This is a genomic window from Streptomyces sp. NRRL S-378, from assembly GCF_000720645.1.
In the GTDB taxonomy this organism is placed as follows: domain Bacteria; phylum Actinomycetota; class Actinomycetes; order Streptomycetales; family Streptomycetaceae; genus Streptomyces.
On record NZ_JOBX01000011.1, the window covers coordinates 1 to 15,726 of the forward strand.

The 15,726-nt window shown below is 74.1% G+C and carries 17 protein-coding genes and 1 pseudogene; 8 read left to right on the forward strand and 10 right to left on the reverse strand.

Features of this window, described 5'->3' with window-relative positions; genetic code table 11:
* Window positions 1-94: 94 nt before the first annotated feature.
* The 3 genes from IH80_RS0110055 to IH80_RS0110065 all read left to right on the forward strand — a co-directional run bounded on the left by IH80_RS0110055 (window position 95) and on the right by IH80_RS0110065 (window position 2,571).
* Entirely contained in the window at window positions 95-1,330 is a 1,236-nt protein-coding gene (locus IH80_RS0110055) for a mannosyltransferase family protein (protein ID WP_030959369.1), read from the forward strand.
* Window positions 1,331-1,401: 71 nt separating this feature from the next.
* Entirely contained in the window at window positions 1,402-1,632 is a 231-nt protein-coding gene (locus IH80_RS0110060; protein ID WP_030959371.1) for a hypothetical protein, read from the forward strand.
* A gap of 108 nt (window positions 1,633-1,740) precedes the next feature.
* Entirely contained in the window at window positions 1,741-2,571 is an 831-nt protein-coding gene (locus tag IH80_RS0110065) for a class I SAM-dependent methyltransferase (protein ID WP_030959373.1), read from the forward strand.
* Here IH80_RS0110065 and IH80_RS0110070 read toward each other — a convergent pair.
* Both IH80_RS0110070 and IH80_RS0110075 read right to left on the reverse strand, forming a co-directional pair.
* Window positions 2,525-2,824, reverse strand: a complete 300-nt coding sequence (locus tag IH80_RS0110070) for a hypothetical protein (RefSeq protein WP_030959374.1) — start codon at window positions 2,822-2,824, stop codon at window positions 2,525-2,527. The genes IH80_RS0110065 and IH80_RS0110070 overlap by 47 nt on opposite strands.
* Before the next feature lie 204 nt (window positions 2,825-3,028).
* Complete coding sequence (locus tag IH80_RS0110075; protein ID WP_037879445.1) at window positions 3,029-3,316, reverse strand: hypothetical protein; 288 nt, start codon at window positions 3,314-3,316, stop codon at window positions 3,029-3,031.
* Window positions 3,317-3,560: 244 nt separating this feature from the next.
* Here IH80_RS0110075 and IH80_RS45830 point away from each other — a divergent pair.
* A pseudogene (locus tag IH80_RS45830) lies at window positions 3,561-3,774 on the forward strand (cyanate hydratase); the annotation flags it as partial.
* Window positions 3,775-3,977: 203 nt separating this feature from the next.
* Here the strand turns inward: IH80_RS45830 and IH80_RS0110080 are convergent.
* Both IH80_RS0110080 and IH80_RS0110085 read right to left on the reverse strand, forming a co-directional pair.
* Window positions 3,978-4,325, reverse strand: coding sequence for a rodlin (locus IH80_RS0110080; protein ID WP_030959377.1), 348 nt, complete (start codon window positions 4,323-4,325; stop codon window positions 3,978-3,980).
* Window positions 4,326-4,434: 109 nt separating this feature from the next.
* A complete protein-coding gene (locus IH80_RS0110085; protein ID WP_030959379.1) occupies window positions 4,435-5,172 on the reverse strand; it encodes a class I SAM-dependent methyltransferase in 738 nt (245 codons plus the stop codon).
* Between the two features lie 118 nt (window positions 5,173-5,290).
* On the opposite strand from IH80_RS0110085, the gene IH80_RS0110090 reads away from it, so the two are divergent.
* Together IH80_RS0110090 and IH80_RS0110095 are read left to right on the forward strand one after the other, a co-directional pair.
* Complete coding sequence (locus tag IH80_RS0110090) at window positions 5,291-6,802, forward strand: AMP-binding protein (RefSeq protein WP_234432186.1); 1,512 nt, start codon at window positions 5,291-5,293, stop codon at window positions 6,800-6,802.
* A gap of 8 nt (window positions 6,803-6,810) precedes the next feature.
* Complete coding sequence (locus IH80_RS0110095; protein WP_051809025.1) at window positions 6,811-7,848, forward strand: alpha/beta hydrolase; 1,038 nt, start codon at window positions 6,811-6,813, stop codon at window positions 7,846-7,848.
* A gap of 30 nt (window positions 7,849-7,878) precedes the next feature.
* Here IH80_RS0110095 and IH80_RS0110100 read toward each other — a convergent pair whose 3' ends face one another.
* The 4 genes from IH80_RS0110100 to IH80_RS0110115 form a co-directional block, all read right to left on the reverse strand.
* Window positions 7,879-8,406, reverse strand: a complete 528-nt coding sequence (locus IH80_RS0110100; protein ID WP_037879447.1) for a hypothetical protein — start codon at window positions 8,404-8,406, stop codon at window positions 7,879-7,881.
* Between the two features lie 57 nt (window positions 8,407-8,463).
* Complete coding sequence (locus IH80_RS0110105; protein ID WP_030959384.1) at window positions 8,464-8,643, reverse strand: hypothetical protein; 180 nt, start codon at window positions 8,641-8,643, stop codon at window positions 8,464-8,466.
* A gap of 78 nt (window positions 8,644-8,721) precedes the next feature.
* Entirely contained in the window at window positions 8,722-10,038 is a 1,317-nt protein-coding gene (locus tag IH80_RS0110110) for an RNA polymerase sigma factor (RefSeq protein WP_051809028.1), read from the reverse strand.
* Window positions 10,038-10,454 (reverse strand): YciI family protein, encoded by a 417-nt coding sequence (locus IH80_RS0110115; RefSeq protein WP_030959387.1) that lies wholly within the window; start codon window positions 10,452-10,454, stop codon window positions 10,038-10,040. The genes IH80_RS0110110 and IH80_RS0110115 overlap by 1 nt, the downstream gene beginning before the upstream one ends.
* A 139-nt stretch (window positions 10,455-10,593) precedes the next feature.
* Between IH80_RS0110115 and IH80_RS0110120 the strand changes: the two genes are divergently transcribed.
* Window positions 10,594-11,025 carry a GNAT family N-acetyltransferase gene (locus IH80_RS0110120; protein WP_030959389.1) on the forward strand — a complete coding sequence of 144 codons (432 nt, stop codon included), beginning with the start codon at window positions 10,594-10,596 and terminating at the stop codon, window positions 11,023-11,025.
* 28 nt (window positions 11,026-11,053) lie between these two features.
* Here the strand turns inward: IH80_RS0110120 and IH80_RS0110125 are convergent, their stop codons facing one another.
* Window positions 11,054-11,719: a lysophospholipid acyltransferase family protein gene (locus IH80_RS0110125; protein WP_030959391.1), complete on the reverse strand. Its 666-nt coding sequence runs from the start codon at window positions 11,717-11,719 to the stop codon at window positions 11,054-11,056.
* A 223-nt stretch (window positions 11,720-11,942) separates the two neighbouring features.
* Here IH80_RS0110125 and IH80_RS45835 point away from each other — a divergent pair, with 223 nt between their 5' ends.
* Window positions 11,943-14,366, forward strand: coding sequence for a D-alanyl-D-alanine carboxypeptidase family protein (locus tag IH80_RS45835; protein WP_234432187.1), 2,424 nt, complete (start codon window positions 11,943-11,945; stop codon window positions 14,364-14,366).
* Between the two features lie 52 nt (window positions 14,367-14,418).
* On the opposite strand, the gene IH80_RS0110135 is transcribed toward IH80_RS45835, so the two are convergent.
* The gene (locus IH80_RS0110135; protein ID WP_030959394.1) at window positions 14,419-15,609 is read right to left on the reverse strand and encodes a S8 family peptidase; all 1,191 of its coding nucleotides are present in this window, start codon (window positions 15,607-15,609) and stop codon (window positions 14,419-14,421) included.
* Between the last annotated feature and the right edge of the window lie 117 nt (window positions 15,610-15,726).

The window sequence follows — 15,726 nt, forward strand, 5'->3', positions numbered from 1 at the left end:
GCCTTCACCCCACCCCCATCGCCGCCCGCGGACACCGGCCCGGAAACCCCGGCCGGCGGTTCCGCACACCCGCAGCCGGCCAGGAGATCCCCTCATGTCCGTTTCAGCCCCGCACCGACCGGCCCCGGCCCCCCGCTCGCGGCCCGCCCCCGCGGACCGTCCTGCCGCCCCTCGCCCCCGCCGCTCGCTCCCGGCTCTGCGCCGGCTCGGGCCGGCCGACCGCGAGGTGCTGTGGCTCTACCTGCTGACCCGCGTCGGCATCTGGGCCACCGCGGGCGCCGTCGGTTGGCTGTTCCCCGACGGCGGCGACAGCCACCGGCCCGGGTCGCTGCTCGCGCCCTGGCAGCGCTGGGACTGGGCGTTCTACTTCCGCATAGCCAAGGACGGCTACTTCCCCGACGCCACCGGCCCCTGGACCGTCGGCTGGGACAACCGGGAGGCCTTCCTGCCCGGCTTCCCGCTGGTCCTGCGCGCCGTGCACACGGTCGTCCCCTCCTGGGCGGCCTCCGGAGCGCTGATCTCCTTCGTCGCGGGAGGCGTCGCCGTCCTGGCCCTCGCCCGCATCGCCCGCAACCGGCTGGGCGACCACGAAGCCGGCCGGCGCGCGGTGGCCTTCCTGCTGGTCTCGCCGTGTGCCGTGTTCCTCGCCGCCGGCTACACGGAGTCGCTCTTCCTCGCGCTGGCCCTGCCCGCCTGGCTGGCGGCGCAGCGCCGGAACTGGGCCGCCGCCTCCGTCCTCACCTGCCTGGCCTGCTCGGTGCGGGTCACGGGACTGTTCCTCGCGGCCGCGCTCGCCCTCCACTTCCTCCTGACCGCCCGGACCCGGGCCGCCTGGCGCACCGCCCCCTGGCTGTTGCTGCCGGCCCTCCCGCCACTGCTCCACAGCTGGTACCTGCATGTGTGGACCGGGGACTGGATGGCCTGGAAACACTCCCAGGAACGCGGCTGGTACCGGGATTTCCACCTGCCGTGGGAGGCCTGGTCCCACACCTGGACGGCCGCCTTCGGGCACACCCAGCCCACGGGCTACGCCCTGATGTGGCAGGCGGAGCTCCTGGCGATGGTGACCGGCGTGGTCCTGCTGGCCGTGCTGGTACGGGGCCGCCGCTGGCCCGAGGCGCTCTACATCGCCCTCACCCTGTGGGCGCTGGGCACCTCCTACTGGTACACCTCCGTGCCCCGTTCCACCCTGCTGTGGTGGCCGCTGTGGATCGCCCTGGCCGGCTGGAGCCTGCGCCGCCCCCGGGTGCGGAGCGCCTACCTCTACGTCGCCGGGCCGCTGTGCACCACGGTGGCCATCACCTTCCTCACCGGACGCTGGGCCGGATAGCGGGCCGGACCGCGGGGTACCGGCCGGGCGAACGGGCCCCCGGCCGGTCGCCGGACGCGCATACTCGGAGGATGGCCGACACCACCACCGTCGAGGTCGACACCGATGTGCGCGACCGGCTCGCCGTGCTCGCCGCCGACCGCGGACTGAGCCTGCGCGCGTACCTCGCCGAACTCACCGCCGCCCAGGAGAACGCGACCGCGCTCGCCCGCGCCGCACGGGCCTTCGAGGACGCGCTGGAGCGACCCGGCTTCCGGGAAGGCTTCGCGCGCGACTTCGGCGGCCTCACGGCTCGCGACTGACCCGGCCGGCGGGGCGCCGGCACCCGGGTGGCCCCGCCGGCGGGCCGGTCCGCCCGAATGTCCCTAGTCTCGGGGGAGGACCGCTTCGAGCGCTGGAGGACGGCTGTCATGACCGATGCGAACGAGGCGCAGCAGGCCGACCACAGCCTGAAGGCCAAGCACCGAGCGATGTGGGCCATGGGCGACTACCCGTCGGTGGCCTCCCACGTCGTCGCCCCGCTGGGGCCGCTGCTGGTGAAGGAGTGCGGGATCCAGATCGGTGACCGGGTCCTCGACATCGCGGCGGGCTCCGGCAATGCCGCCATCCCGGCCGCGCTGGCCGGGGCGGACGTCGTGGCGTCCGACCTGACCCCCGAACTGCTGGAGGTCGGACGGCACCTGGCCGCCGTACAGGGCGCGCAGCTGGAGTGGCGGGAGGCGGACGCCGAGGCGCTGCCCTTCGCGGACGGCGAGTTCGACGTCGTCATGTCCTGCATCGGCATCATGTTCGCCCCGCACCACCGCACCGCCGCCGACGAGATGCTGCGCGTGTGCCGGGCCGGCGGGACGGTCGGCCTGATCAGCTGGACCCCGGAGGGCTTCGTCGGACGGCTGTTCGCGGCGATGAAGCCGTACGCCCCGCCGCCCCCGCCCGGTGCGCAGCCGCCGCCGCTGTGGGGGAACGAGGAGTACGTCCACGAGCTGCTCGGCGACGCAGTCACCGATGTCGTCGCCCGCCGCCGGACGGTCCCGGTGACCCTCTTCAAGAACCCGCCGGACTTCAGGGAGTTCTTCAAGGCGTGCTACGGGCCGACCATCGCCGTGTACCGCGCGGTGGGCGACGATCCGGAGAAGGTCGCGGCGCTGGACGCGGCGCTCGACGCGCTGGCCGCGGAACACACCACGGACGGCGTCATGGAGTGGGAGTACCTGCTGCTGACCGCCCACCGGAGGAGCTGACGCCACCCGCCGCCCCACCGCACCCGGCCCGGTGGAAGCGGTTGTTGTCGACGTCGGCCAGGTAGGCGCGGGCCGCCGCCCCGCAGAGCTGCTGCGCCTGGCCAGCCGAGAGTACCGAGCGGTTCCAGGCGAGGCGGATGCGTCCGGTGACGGGGCTGCCGACGAGCGGGAGCATCACGGTGCCCTCGGCCGTCGGGGTCGTGGGCCGGCTGAGCGCGACCGCGCGGCCGGCCGCGATGAGGTCGTAGTGCATCTTGCGGTCGGTGATCCGGCAGCGCAGTGACGGGCTGAAGCCCGCCTTGGCGCAGGGCGACGAGGGCCTCGGGGCCGCCGTCGTCGTCCTCCACCGGGGTCGTCCACGGCTCTCCGGCGAGGGCCCCGCACCGCGGGGTCCGGGCCGGACGCCTGCCGTTCGGGCGGGGACGCGGCACCCGGATTGCTCCCCTGCCGCAGCCCGCTACGTACGCCGGCCGCCCCGGCCCCGGTCCTCGGGGGCGACCATGGCGATCAGCCCGTAGTCCAGCTCCGCGCCGTCGATCAGCAGGGCCTCGATGGTGCGCGTGGCGGGGTCGATGTCGGCCTCCACGCCCTGCCCCCGGTAGCGGGGATAGCCGGAGGCCCCCTGCTCGCCGGTCGCCTCGACCACGGCCGACCTCAGGGCGCGGTCCGCCGGGGAGGCCCCACGGAGGTTCTCGATGTGCTCGGGCACCACCAGGATCTCGAAGCTCTGTGGCTCAGTGGTCATGGAACCGAAGCTACCGGATGGCGCGTCTCCCGGCCGGTTCACACGTCGCGTCGCGGCGCCGCACCGCGATCACCGCGGTCACTCGGGACCGGGGTGGCCGCGGGTGCGGACCAGGGGGGCAGTGCGGTCAAGGCGCGGGACGCGGCACTCTCGTACGCGTTCTCCCGCCGCAGCAGGGTGACGGTGCGGCGGGAGGGCAGGGCGGGGTCGAGGGTGACCGGCCGGAGGTGGGGGTGGTCATGGTGCCCTGCTGGGCCGGCACGCCCTTCCGCAGTCCTCCGCGACGGTGGTCGGCGGGCTGCTGGACCTGGACGAGGACGCGGTACGCCTGCTGCGGACCATCCCGACCCGCGGATCGGTCCCGGGCGGCGTCCCGACGGATCCGACCGTCTACCGTTTCCACGAGATGCGCCGTCATCACGCTGGACGGGAAGTACCTGCCGACCAGGCCCTTCTGACGGCTTCGGCGGGCCCATCGCGACAGAGCCTCCGGCCCGGCCGGGCGGAGGCTCTGTGGTGGGGAGGTCGGTGCCCACGTCGGCGGCCGTGCGGCCGCCGCGCGCCGTTCGAAGGTCGGATCGGCGGATCCGGGTGGAACAAGCCGGGGCCCCGTGGGCACTCGCGCAGGCGTCGGAGGCCCCGGCTCGTACGAGGGAACTCGTCAGCTGCCGGCCGAGACGTTGCCCGAGAGGACCGGGATGTTGTCCAGGATGTGCGAGAGCGGCTCGTCGCCCTTGGCCTGGGTGGAGTTCTCGGTGCACTGCTGGTTCTGCGGGTTGGACAGGACGTTGATGATGCAGGGCTTGTTCAGCGTGCCCTGGACCAGGCCGAGCTGCGGGCTCTGGTCGCCGTGGGTCTTCTGGTTGCCGTAGATCTGCTGGGCACCGTTGCCGTTGACGGTGTTGACACCGTTGTCGTTCCCGATGGCCATGGCCGGGGCGGCCACGGCGGCGCCCGCGCCGACGAGGGAAGCGGTGGCGGCGGCGGTGGCCATAATCTTCTTGAGCATCAGGGGTCCTTGTGTCGCACGAGTGCATGGGAGTAGCGCCTTGATCAACGGACGGGGCGACGGCGGGTTCCGGCGCTTCACCCGATCGGCGGCATCCCCTCGCCCCTGGTCACCCTTCCCGGACCGCCACGTTCAGCTCGACCACGTAGTGCTCCTCCACCCAGCCGTCGGGGAAGCGCCGCATCAGCAGGGCCCGTTCGTCCGTCAGGAAGCCGTCCGTCCCGGGCTCGCCGACCAGGAAGAGGGAATGCGTGGACAGTTTGGCCAGGTGCGTGTCGAGCGGGACCCGGCGCGACCACGACAGGTGACGGCCGGTGAACCGCAGCCCGTCCTGTGGACGGGCCCCTTCGTTGATGTACCAGCCGGGCCCGAACCGGGCCTCGATGCGCGCCTGCTGCTCCGCGATCCAGCCGACCGTGACGTCGGGGTCGTTGTGCCAGATGGCGAGTGCGCCGCCGGGCCTCAGTACCCGCAGCGCCTCGGGGACGGCGCGGTCCGGATCCGTCCAGTGCCAGGACTGCGCGTAGGTCAGCAGGTCCAGGCATCCGGAGGACAGCGGCAGCCTGTTGCCGTCCGCGCGGACCAGCGGGGTGCGGGGGTTGCGGCGCCGGAACTCGGCGGCCATGCCCTCGCCCGGTTCCACCCCGACCACGCGGGCGCCGCGCGCCTCCAGCAGGGACGTGGCGATTCCCGTACCCGCTCCGACGTCGGCGATTCGGGCGCCGGCCAGGGGAAAGCCGGCCAGTTCCGCCAGCGTGTCGAAGAGTTCGGGCGGATACGAGGGGCGGTTCGCGGCGTAGCGCGCCGCCGCGGAGCTGAATGAACGAGCACGGGATTCGGTCGTCATGCCGCCCATGATGCCGCTGGGCCGGACTTCCGTGGAGTGGGCCGCCGGTGTGGTGGGGGCCCGCGCGACAGGGGTGGACCGTACGATCACCCTCGGTACGGGGAGAGGCGGATCGCACATGGTGGCCGCGCGGTATGTCACGGAGCTGGTCGAGGCGTTCGAGAGGAACGGCGGGCGCCCCGCGCTCGGATCCGGCCCGGTCGTGCTGTCCTTCCGGGACGTGCTCGATGTGGCCCGGCGGCTCGCCGCGGTGCTGGCCGAGTCGGGGATCGGGCGCGGTTCGGGGCTGGCCTGCGTGGCGGGCGCGAACCGGCCGGAGGTGCTGCTGGTACGGATCGCCGCGCACCTGCTGGGTGCGCGGCTGACGCAGGTCGTCACCGGACCGGCACTGTACGGGCTGGACTTCGTCCTGCGGGACTGCCGGCCGGACCTGGTGCTGCACGACGTGCCGGTGCCCGCTACGGGCGCGCCCCGGCTGGGCCTGGACGAGGCGGTCCGGCGGGCCGGCCGGCGCCCGGCCGCGCCGGTGCCGGTGGGGGCGCGGGACGAGGACGTGGCGCGGGTGACGTACACCGGCGGGACGACGGGACGGCCCAAGGGGGTGGCCTCGACCTTCGGTGCGATGGCCGCGCGGAACTCCGTACGGCCTGCGGGCTGGGCGAAGACCGACTACCTGTCGGTGACCTCGCTCGCGCAGCGGTCCGGGGGCCGCTGCCTGGAGCAGTTCCGGGCCGGCGGCAGGGTCGAGATCCTCGAGCCCTTCGGGACGCGGGAGTTCGCGGCGGCCTGCCGGCGGCTGGGGCCGGTGTCCACGTACCTGACGACGTCGATGGTGTACCGGCTGCTGGACGATCCGGTGACCGCCCACGGGGTGCCGGGGCTGGAGGTGGTCTCGTACGGGGACTCACCGGTCCATCCGGAACGGCTGCGGGAGGCGGTGACGCGCTGGGGCGGACGGTGGCGGCAGGGTTACGGCACGAACGAGGCCGGGGTGATCTGCCGGCTGACCCCGGCCGATCACGATGCCGCGGTGGGTGGGCGGCCGGAGCTGCTGGGGTCGGTCGGACGGCCCGTCGAGGGAGTGGAGGCCGAGGTCCGCGACGAGCGGGGCGGGGTGGTACCGGCCGGACGCACGGGCGAGGTGTGGACCCGGTCGGCGGCCATGATGTCCGGCTACTGGGGCCGTCCCGGGACGACGGCCCTGGTGCTGCGTGACGGCTGGCTGCGCACCGGGGACCTCGGGCACTTCGACGCGGACGGCTACCTGTACCTCGACGACCGGGCCGTGGACGTGGTGATGGTCGACGGGGACAACGTGTACTGCATGCCGGTCGAGGCGGCGCTGGCCCGGCATCCCGCGGTGGCACAGGCCGCGGTGGTGGGCAGGCACAGCGACGCCACCGGGGAGGAGGTGTGCGCCTTCCTGGTCCCGACGGCGGGCTGCGCACCGGGCGCCGCGGCGGCCGACGAGGCCTGCGACCTGGTCGAACGGTCCCTGGCCCCGGCCCACCGGCCCACGACCGTGTTCTGGGTACGGGAGATCCCCCTCACCCCCCGGGGGAAGCCGGACAAACGCCGGCTGCGGGCCCGCGCGGCGGCCGCAGCCGGCGGGCGGGCGGCGGGTGGTTGACTGTGGGTATGGATCTCGCGGGAAACCGGGCCGGTTCCGGAGCAGGGGGCCGTTGTGCGCCGCCCTCGGTGGACGGCGAACTCGCGACGGCACTGGCCGCGTCGGGGGACGGGGTGGCCGCGGGGCCGTTCACTGCTGAGAACCTCGCCGCCCGGCAGGAGCGGGACGCCGCCGTGCGGCCGCGGCCGACCGTGGAGGAGCTCCGGGACGGCGGCCGGTTCGAGGTCGACGAGTGGTGCGTGCCGGGGCCGCCCGGCGAGCCCGACGTCACCCTGCTGAGCGCGCGCCCCGCCGGCCTCGGCGGGCCGCTTCCCCTGCTGTACTACCTGCACGGAGGCGGCATGATCGTGGGCAACGCCCCGTCCGTGCTCCCGCAGTTGCTCCGCGAATGGGCCCTCCCCCTGGGGATGGCCGTGATCTCCGTCGAGTACCGGCTGGCGCCCCGGGTACGGCATCCCGGACCGGTGGAGGACTGCTACGCCGGCTTCACCTGGGCGGCCGCGCACGCGACCGACCTGGGCGTCGACCCGGAACGTCTCGTCATCGGCGGGAAGAGCGCCGGTGGCGGCCTCGCCGCCGCGCTCGCCCTGCTCACCCGCGACCGGGGCGGGCCCACGCCCATCGGCCAACTGCTCCTGTGCCCCATGCTCGACGACCGCGGCGCGACCGCCTCCAGCCACCAGATGGCCGGCGTCGACGTCTGGGACCGGACCTCCAACGCGACGGCGTGGCGGGCGCTGCTGGGCGACCTGTACGGGACCGCGGACGTGCCGCCGTACGCGGCACCCGCGCGGGCCACGGATCTGTCCGGGCTGCCCCCGGCCTATATCGACGTCGGGTCGGCGGAGACGTTCAGGGACGAGGACGTGGCCTACGCCAACGCGATCTGGCAGGCGGGCGGCCAGGCCGAACTGCACGTGTGGCCGGGTGCGTTCCACGGCTTCGACACCTTCGCACCGGACGCGGCCATCAGCCGGGACGCCCGCGAGGCCCGCACCCGCTGGCTCCGGCGCCTCCTCGCCCGGCCGGCGCCCGGCGCCGCCTGAGCGGCCCGTGCCCGCCGCGCCGACGGACCGTCAGCCGGCCCGCCTGTCCCGTACCCACTCCGCGAATCCCACGGGCTCGCCGTCGGGGACGGGGCTGGCGCCCACGTCCGCGACCAGCCACACCCGGCCGCGCTGCGGACCCGTGGTCACCAGCAGCCAGAACGACTGGGTGTCCTGGGCCGAGAGCACGACCGACCCGTCGGAGAACACCGCGTCGATCCGGGCGTCCTCATCGTCGTCGACGGACTCGGCGTCCTCCCAGATCCACTCCGCCTCCAGCGGGAACTCCGCGTCCGGTCGCCGCGGCTCCGCACCGGACCAGCACGCGGGCAGTTCCCCCAGGGGTTGCAGCCCGCCGTCGAGCGGGCCCGGGCCGGACCCGTTGCTGATCTCGGCGACGAACGACCGGTACGGCTCCGGCAGCGTCACCCCGTTCGCCGCCTCCCACGCCTCGACGGCCGGGTATCCGAGGGCCGGCTCGCGCTTTTCTGCGGGGAAGGCGGACCTCAGGCCCTCGAGGATGGCTTCGTCGGGGCGCGGATCAGGTGTTCTCGTCACGACGCGATGATCGCAGGACCCGCGGGCCACGCCCCGGGGGGCCTGCACGGATGCCGCCTATGCGGCCGGGACCACCGAGGCCCGCACGGCCGTGGCCCATTCCTGGAGCAGTGCGGCGTGGCGGATGCGCTCCGTGTCGGAGAGGCGGCCTTCGGCGCGCGCGAAGAGACAGCGGATGTCGGCGTTGATCTCGGCGAGGGAGCGTCCGGGGGCGCAGTCGTCAGGGGTCGGGCTCACGTGATCAAGAGTAGGGCCGGGGTCCGACAACCGTGGACGGTGTCCGGCATACGGACGCCGGTGCCCGCCGTGACGGAATCATTCCGGGATCCGGGCGGCCCGGGACCGGAGGTAGCGGCGTTCGGGGGCGCTGAGGGTGAGGCCGGCGGCCTTCGCGTAGGCGGCGCGGGCCGCCGCCCGGTCGCCCGCCTTCTCCAGCAGGTGGGCCCGTACGGCTTCGAGGCGGTGGTGACCGGCGAGGTGGTCGTCGTCGTCCAGCGCGGCGAGCAGGTCCAGGGCCCGGCGCGGTCCGTGCACCATGGCCACGGCCACCGCGTGGCCCAGGCGTTCCACAGGGCCGGGCACCAGCCGGATGAGCACCTCGTAGAGGGCGAGGATCTCCGCCCAGTCGGTGTCCTCGTCGCTCGCCGCCTCGTCGTGGACGGCGGCGATCGCGGCGCGCAGCTGGTACGGGCCGAGCGGGGTGCGGGTGAGGGCGTCGCTGACCAGGTCGACCCCTTCGGTGACGGCGGCGCGGTCCCAGAGGGTACGGTCCTGCTCCGCCAGGGGGATCAGGCTGCCGTCCGGCCCGGTACGGGCGGCGCGCCGGGCGTCGGTGAGCAGCATCAGGGCGAGCAGCCCGGCCACCTCGCCATCGTCCGGGAGCAGGGCGTGGACGGCGCGGGTGAGGCGGATCGCCTCGGCGGCGAGGTCGGCACGTTGCAGGTCCCGGCCGGAGCTGGCCGTGTACCCCTCGTTGAAGATGAGGTAGAGCACGTGGAGCACGTCGGCCAGCCGCGCCGCACGTTGTCGTTCCTGCTTCCCCTGCTGTTCGCGTTCCTGTTCCCGTCCCTGTTCCCGCTCCGAGGTACGGAAGGGCGACGGGGAGGTCTTGATACGCCGTTTCGCTCGACTGATGCGCTGCGCCATGGTGGCCTCGGGGACGAGGAGGGCCCGGGCGATCTCCGCCGTGGTGAGGCCGCCCACGGCCCGCAGGGTGAGGGCGATCCGGCCGGCGGCGGGCAGATCGGCGCTGCAGCAGAGGAAGAGCAGGGCGAGGGTGTCGTCCTCGGCGGGGGCACGGCCCTCCCCCGGCGGCGGCGCCACGAACTCGTCCCGCGGGGTCAGCGCCGCGGCCGTCTCCTCGCGTCGCCTGCGCGCGTCCTCGCTGCGCAGCTGGTCGGTGAGCCTTCGGGAGGCCACGCGGATCAGCCAGCCGCGCGGATTGCGGGGGCGGCCCTCTTCCGGCCACTGCCGGGCCGCGGCGAGCAGGGCCTCCTGGACCGCGTCCTCCGCGGCGTCGAAGTGTCCGTAGCGCCGGACGAGCGCGCCGAGGACCTGCGGCACCAGCCGGCGCAGCAGGTCCTCGCTGGCGGGTCCGGCGGCGGAGGGGCCGGGCGGGGTGGAAGGCGTCATCACATTTCGGTGCCCGAGACGGAATCGACGGGCCGGACGACGACCGGGTAGTTGGGTGCCCCCTCCGGGACCGGGCAGGCGTGGGCCCGGGCGGCGATCTCTGCGGCCCTGGCGAAGTCGGGGACGTCGACGATCCAGTAGCCGGCCAGCACCTCCTTGGCCTCGCCGTACGGCCCGTCGGAGACCACCGGTGCTCCGTCGGCGCCCGCGGTCACCAGCCGGGCCTGACGGGGTTCGGTGAGTCCCTGTCCGTCGACCCATTCGCCCGACTCGGCGAGGTCGTCGTTCAGGGCACTCATGTAGTCGAACATCGCCTTCAGCTCCGCCTCCGACCACGCGGGGTTGCCGCTGCTCGCCCGGCCGCCCATGGCGTCGTAGTCCGCCTGACTGCCGAGAACCATCAGCATGTACTTCATGGAGTGCCACTCCTTCTGGTCGCGGGCTCCTGGATCGGGAGCCTCTCGCAGGGGACGTCGGAGCCGTCCCTCCCATTTCGACACGTCGGCCGGAACCGCGCGAGATCGCCGCCCCGGTGCGGCCGGTTACGCTGCCCGCATGAAGATCATCGACCTGGAGACCGGTGACGCCCGGCTCACCGCCGACCTGCTTCCCGTGCTGCTCGAACTGCGTCCCCACCTCACCGAGGAGCTCTTCCTCTCGGTCCTCGCGGAGGGGCAGGGCCAGGGACTGCGCTTCACGGCGGCCTACGACACGGACGGGGTGTGCGTGGGCGCGGCGGGCTGGCGCCTCGTCGCCACCACGTCCATGGTGCGCAAGCTCTACGTCGACGATCTGGTCACCTCGGCCGCGTCCCGTTCCACCGGTGTGGGCCACGCGCTGCTCGCGCACCTGGAAGAGCACGCCCGGGCCGCCCGGTGCACCGCCCTGACCCTGGACTCCGGCACCCAGCGGACCGACGCGCACCGCTTCTACTTCCGTGAGCGGATGGCCGTGACCGCCTTCAGCTTCGAGAAGCCGCTCCTGTGAGGGAAGTTCACGGTCACCGGCCGAGCCGTCATGCCGCCGCCGCGCAGGCGCCCTCCCCCACGGCGGACGCGGCGGTGCGCCAGGCCGCGGTGACGGCCTCACGGGCGCGGTCGGTCGCCTCCGGCACCCGGTCGGGGAGGTGCAGCGGCGAACCGATGTGCACGTGGAGGCAGGGTCGGCGCAGCGGCGCCGTGAAGACCCCGGCGAGCTGCTTGGCGCCACTGCCCGAGCACAGACGGCGGGAGCCGGCCTGGCCCACCGGCACGACGGGGGCTCCGGTCGCGGCGGCGAGACGGGCCAGGCCGCTGCGGAAGGGCCCCGGAGCGGACTCCCCCGCGTCGCGGCGCGTCGGCAGCCCACCCTCGCCGTAGAGCAGCACGCTGCGGCCCGAGGCGAGGGCGACGGCGGCGGCGTCGAGGGAGTCCGCGGCGCGGGCGGTCCCGCGGTGCACGGCGATGTGCCCCTCGCGCCGCAGAGCCGGCCCGAGCAGCGGTACCCGCCACAGTCCGGCGGTGGCCAGGATGACCGGCTCGATCCCGTGCCGGCGCAGCGCCGCGACCACGACGGCGGGGTCGGCGAGGGAGGTGTGGTTGGCCACGAGGATGGAACCGGTGGCGGGCCGGGCACCGGGGTCGGCGGTGACGGTCAGCCGCCCGAAGGCGGGGACCAGGGCGGCGGCGATTCGGCTGAGCATGGACGGCCCCGTTCGATGGTGCGGGCGGTGGTGTTGCGGTCCATCGTCGGCGGGGCGGACGGGGCGGTCATGAGTAGCCGTACTCACCGAATATGACCGAACGGTCACAAGATCGGTCCGTGGGAACGCGTGGTGCGCGGCCCGCATCTAGCAGTGTGGCGGGGCCCTCTCAGGGCCTCGCCGCACGGTATCTGCACAGTGTGAGCGGCAAGGCGGGGCTGGGATGAAGGCGGTAACGGTGACGGGCGGTTCCTCGGACGACCCGAAGCGCGAGGGAACCACCGTCACGGGGGAGGAACCCGAGAAGGCGGCGTCGCCCGCAGGGCCGGAGTCCGCGGACACGGACACGGGCACGGCCACGGAGACCGGCACGGACGCGGAGACGGAGACGGAAACGGAGACGGAGACGGAGACCGAAGACTCCCGGCGCTCTTCGGGCCCTTCGGAGCCCGGACCGACCGGGGCGGAGGAGCCGGAGGACGCCGGTGCGCAGCCCGCGGCCGAAGCTGCGCAGGACTCTCCGGCCGACACCGAGGCGCCTGCGGAAAGCCGAGCGGAGGGTGACGCTGCGGGGGCGGACGCCGAGGAACCACAGCCGGACAGCACCGGGCCCACATCCGAGGAACGGGCAGCGCAGACCCCGTCGGAGGCTCCCGCCGCACCCGACACCGACGAGCCGGACAGCGACCCCGAGCCCACGGCCGACGCCGAGGACTCGCGCACCCAGGTCCTGCGCGTGCCCGACCGCAAGGCGACCGCCAAGCCGAAGCCCGAAGCCGAGGCCGAAGCGGAGGCCGAGGCCGAGAACTCGCGCACCCAGCTCCTGCGTGTCCCCGCTACCGCAGCACCGGAGCCCGAGAAGACCGCCGAGCCGGAGCCCAAGAAGACCGCAGAGCCGGAGCCCGAGGCCGAGACCAAGGGGCCCACCAAGCAGGAGCCCGAGGGCGAGGCGAAGGATTCGCGGACCCAGGTCCTGCGCGTACCCGAGCCCAAGGTGACTGAGCCGAAGGGGACCGCCGAGCCGAAGGCCGAGCCGAAGGCCGAGGCCGAGGCCGAGCCCGAGGCAGAGAACTCGCGGACGCAGGTCCTGCGCGTGCCCGGCACCGCGACGCCCGGGCCCAAGACGACCGCCGAGCCGAAGCCCGGGCCCCGGTCCGAGGACGGCGCTCGGAAGGTGCCCTCCTGGGCCGCGGGCCGGGAGGAGGACTCGGACCGGGCTACGGAACCGGATCCGGCTCCCGAGCGGACGAGCCGGTTCGTCGCACTCAAGGACCCCGACGCCGCGCCGCCCGTCACCGCGCGCCCCCAGCCCCCGGCGCGGCCGCAGGCTCCCGTTCCGCAGCCCCTGCCCCCGCTGGACCTGCTGGCCGAACTCACCAACACCCCTGCCCCGGCGGAGACCCCGCGCCGGACCGTGCTGCGGCGCGTCAAGGTGTGGACGCCGATCCTGCTGCTGCTCGTCGGTGCCTGCATCGGCGGCCAGATGCTGCGGCCCCTGCCCGACCCCCGGCTCGTCGCCGCCGAGACCGACCACACCGTCGACGGACAGGTCTCGATACCGTGGCCCGCCAAGGGCCAGGGCGCCGTTCGCGTCGTCGGCTTCGGCGACATCGCCACCTTCGGGGAGCAGAAGCCCGTCCCGACGGCCAGCGTCGCCAAGATCATGACGGCCTACGTGATCCTCAAGAACCACCCGCTGCGCAGGGCCGAGGCCGGTCCGGACATCACGGTCGACGCGAAGGCCGTGGCCGACGGCAACTCCGAGCACGAGTCCCGGATCACGGGCCTCACCGCCGGCTCGAAGTTCAGCCAGCAGGACATGCTGAAGATGCTCATGATCCCCTCGGGCAACAACGTCGCCCGCCTGCTGGCGCGCTGGGACACGGGCACCGACTCCGAGGCCGCGTTCGTCGAGAAGATGAACGCCGCCGCCCGGGACCTCGGGATGAAGGACACGACGTACACCGACCCGAGCGGTCTGGACGCGGGCACCGTCAGCACCGCCACCGACCAGCTGAAGCTCGCTGAGGCGGTGATGAAGGACGAGGCGTTCCGCGCGATCGTCGCCCTGCCCGAGGCACCCGTCGCGGGCCTCGGTGAGAAGCTCGTCAACAACAACCACTTGCTCACGGACTCGAGCCTGAGCCTCCGCGGCATCAAGACCGGCTCCAGCACACCCGCCGGCGGAACCTTCGTGTGGGCGTCCTACAAGACGGTCGGTGACGAGACCAAGCTGGTCGTCGGCTCGTTGATGGAGCAGCGCGCGCCCGCCCCCGACAAGGACGCCCTCAACAGCCTGGCCCTGGTGAAGGCGAACAGCAAGAAGATCATCGAATCGGTGCGGGCGGCCCTCGCGTCCACCCCGCTCGTCCGCAAGGGCGACGTCGTCGGGTACGTGGACGACGGGCTCGGCGGGCGCACCCCGCTCGTGGCCGTCAAGGACCTGAACGTGATCAGCGTGCCGGGCCAGCAGTTCAAGCTGTCGCTGAAGGCCGGTGCGTCGCCGCTGCCGCACACCGCGAAGGACGGCGCGGAGGTCGGTGTGCTGACGGTGGGTGAGGGCGAGGGCGCCAAGAGCGTCCCGGTCGCCGTCAAGGGAGCCCTGGCCGAGCCCTCGTTCGGTACCAGGCTCACGCGCCTCGGCTGAGCCGTGCCGTGCCCGCCGGCCCGGACCCGGACGACCTGGGTGGAGAACAGGTTCAGAGGCCGTTCGTGAACAGCAGCCGGTTGGGGGTGCCGGTACCGGTGCCGGTCAGGAGGTCCCCGGTGGACGTCTCCACGAGCCGGTCGGCCACCTCCTCGGGGGTGGCCGCCGGGTGGGCGGCCTTGTAGAGGGCTGCCGTTCCGGTGACGTGCGGAGCGGCCATGGACGTACCGTTCAGGGTGACGGTGTCACCGCCGAGCAACGCCGAGTCGATCTGCTCGCCGGGGGCGGAGATCTCGACGCACTCGCCGCGGTTGGAGAACCCGGACTGCTCGTCGCGCCGGTTGCTCGCGGCCACCGTCAGCACCCGGTCCGCCGAGGCCGGGGAGACCGTGCAGGCGTCGGCCGAGGAGTTGCCCGCCGCGACGACGGGCAGGGTGCCGGCCTCGGCGACGGCTGTCGCGGCCCTGTTCACGGTGTCGGAGCGGCTCCCGCCCAGGGAGACGTTCAGGACGGCGGGCTGCCTGGCGTTCTGCGCCACCCAGTCCAGTCCGGCGACGACCGCCGAGTACTCGCCCCGGCCGTCGCAGCCCAGTACGCGGACGCTGACCAGGCGTACGGCGCGTGCGACCCCGTACGTCCGGCCGCCGACGGTGCCCGCGACGTGCGTGCCGTGGCCCTCGCAGTCCTGGCCGTCACCGCCGTCCCCGACGGCGTCGAAGCCGGGCTCGGCCCGGCCCTCGAACTCGGGGTGGGCGAAGTCGATCCCGGTGTCGAGGATGTAGGCGGTCACCCCGGCGCCGTCGCCCGCGGTGGTGAAGTCGCCGTCGAGCGGCAGGGTCCGCTGGTCGATCCGGTCCAGGCCCCAGGCCGGGGCGGGCAGCCCGGCGGCGGAGAGGGCGGCGGGGCCGGCCGGTGTCGGCGGGGCGGAGACCTCCGCGTCCGCCTCCACCGAGCGGACGCCCCGGGCCGTACGGACGTCTTCGAGCTGCTGCGGGGTGAGGGACACCGCGAAGCCGTTCATCGCGGCCCCGTACACGAAGGTGGGCTCCAGCCCCAGCCCTTCCGCGAGGCCGGTGGCGTCCACGCCTTCGTCGAGGCTGACGATGTACTTGCCGGGAACGGCCGCGGCGGGCATGAGGAGCGGTGCCCGTACGGGTTCGGGTACGTCCGCAGCCGCGGCGCCGGCCAGGGCGGGGGCCGTCACGATCAGGGCCGCGGCGGTCAGACGTGCGAGCAGTCGCATGGAGGTACTCCCCGGGAAGAGGCGGTCGTCAGGAGGAGGCCGCGTCCGTGCCGGTGCTCGGTCGCGGCCTCCCTCTCCTTCGGACGGGGCCCGGGAGGCCTTGAGCGGCCCGTCCCC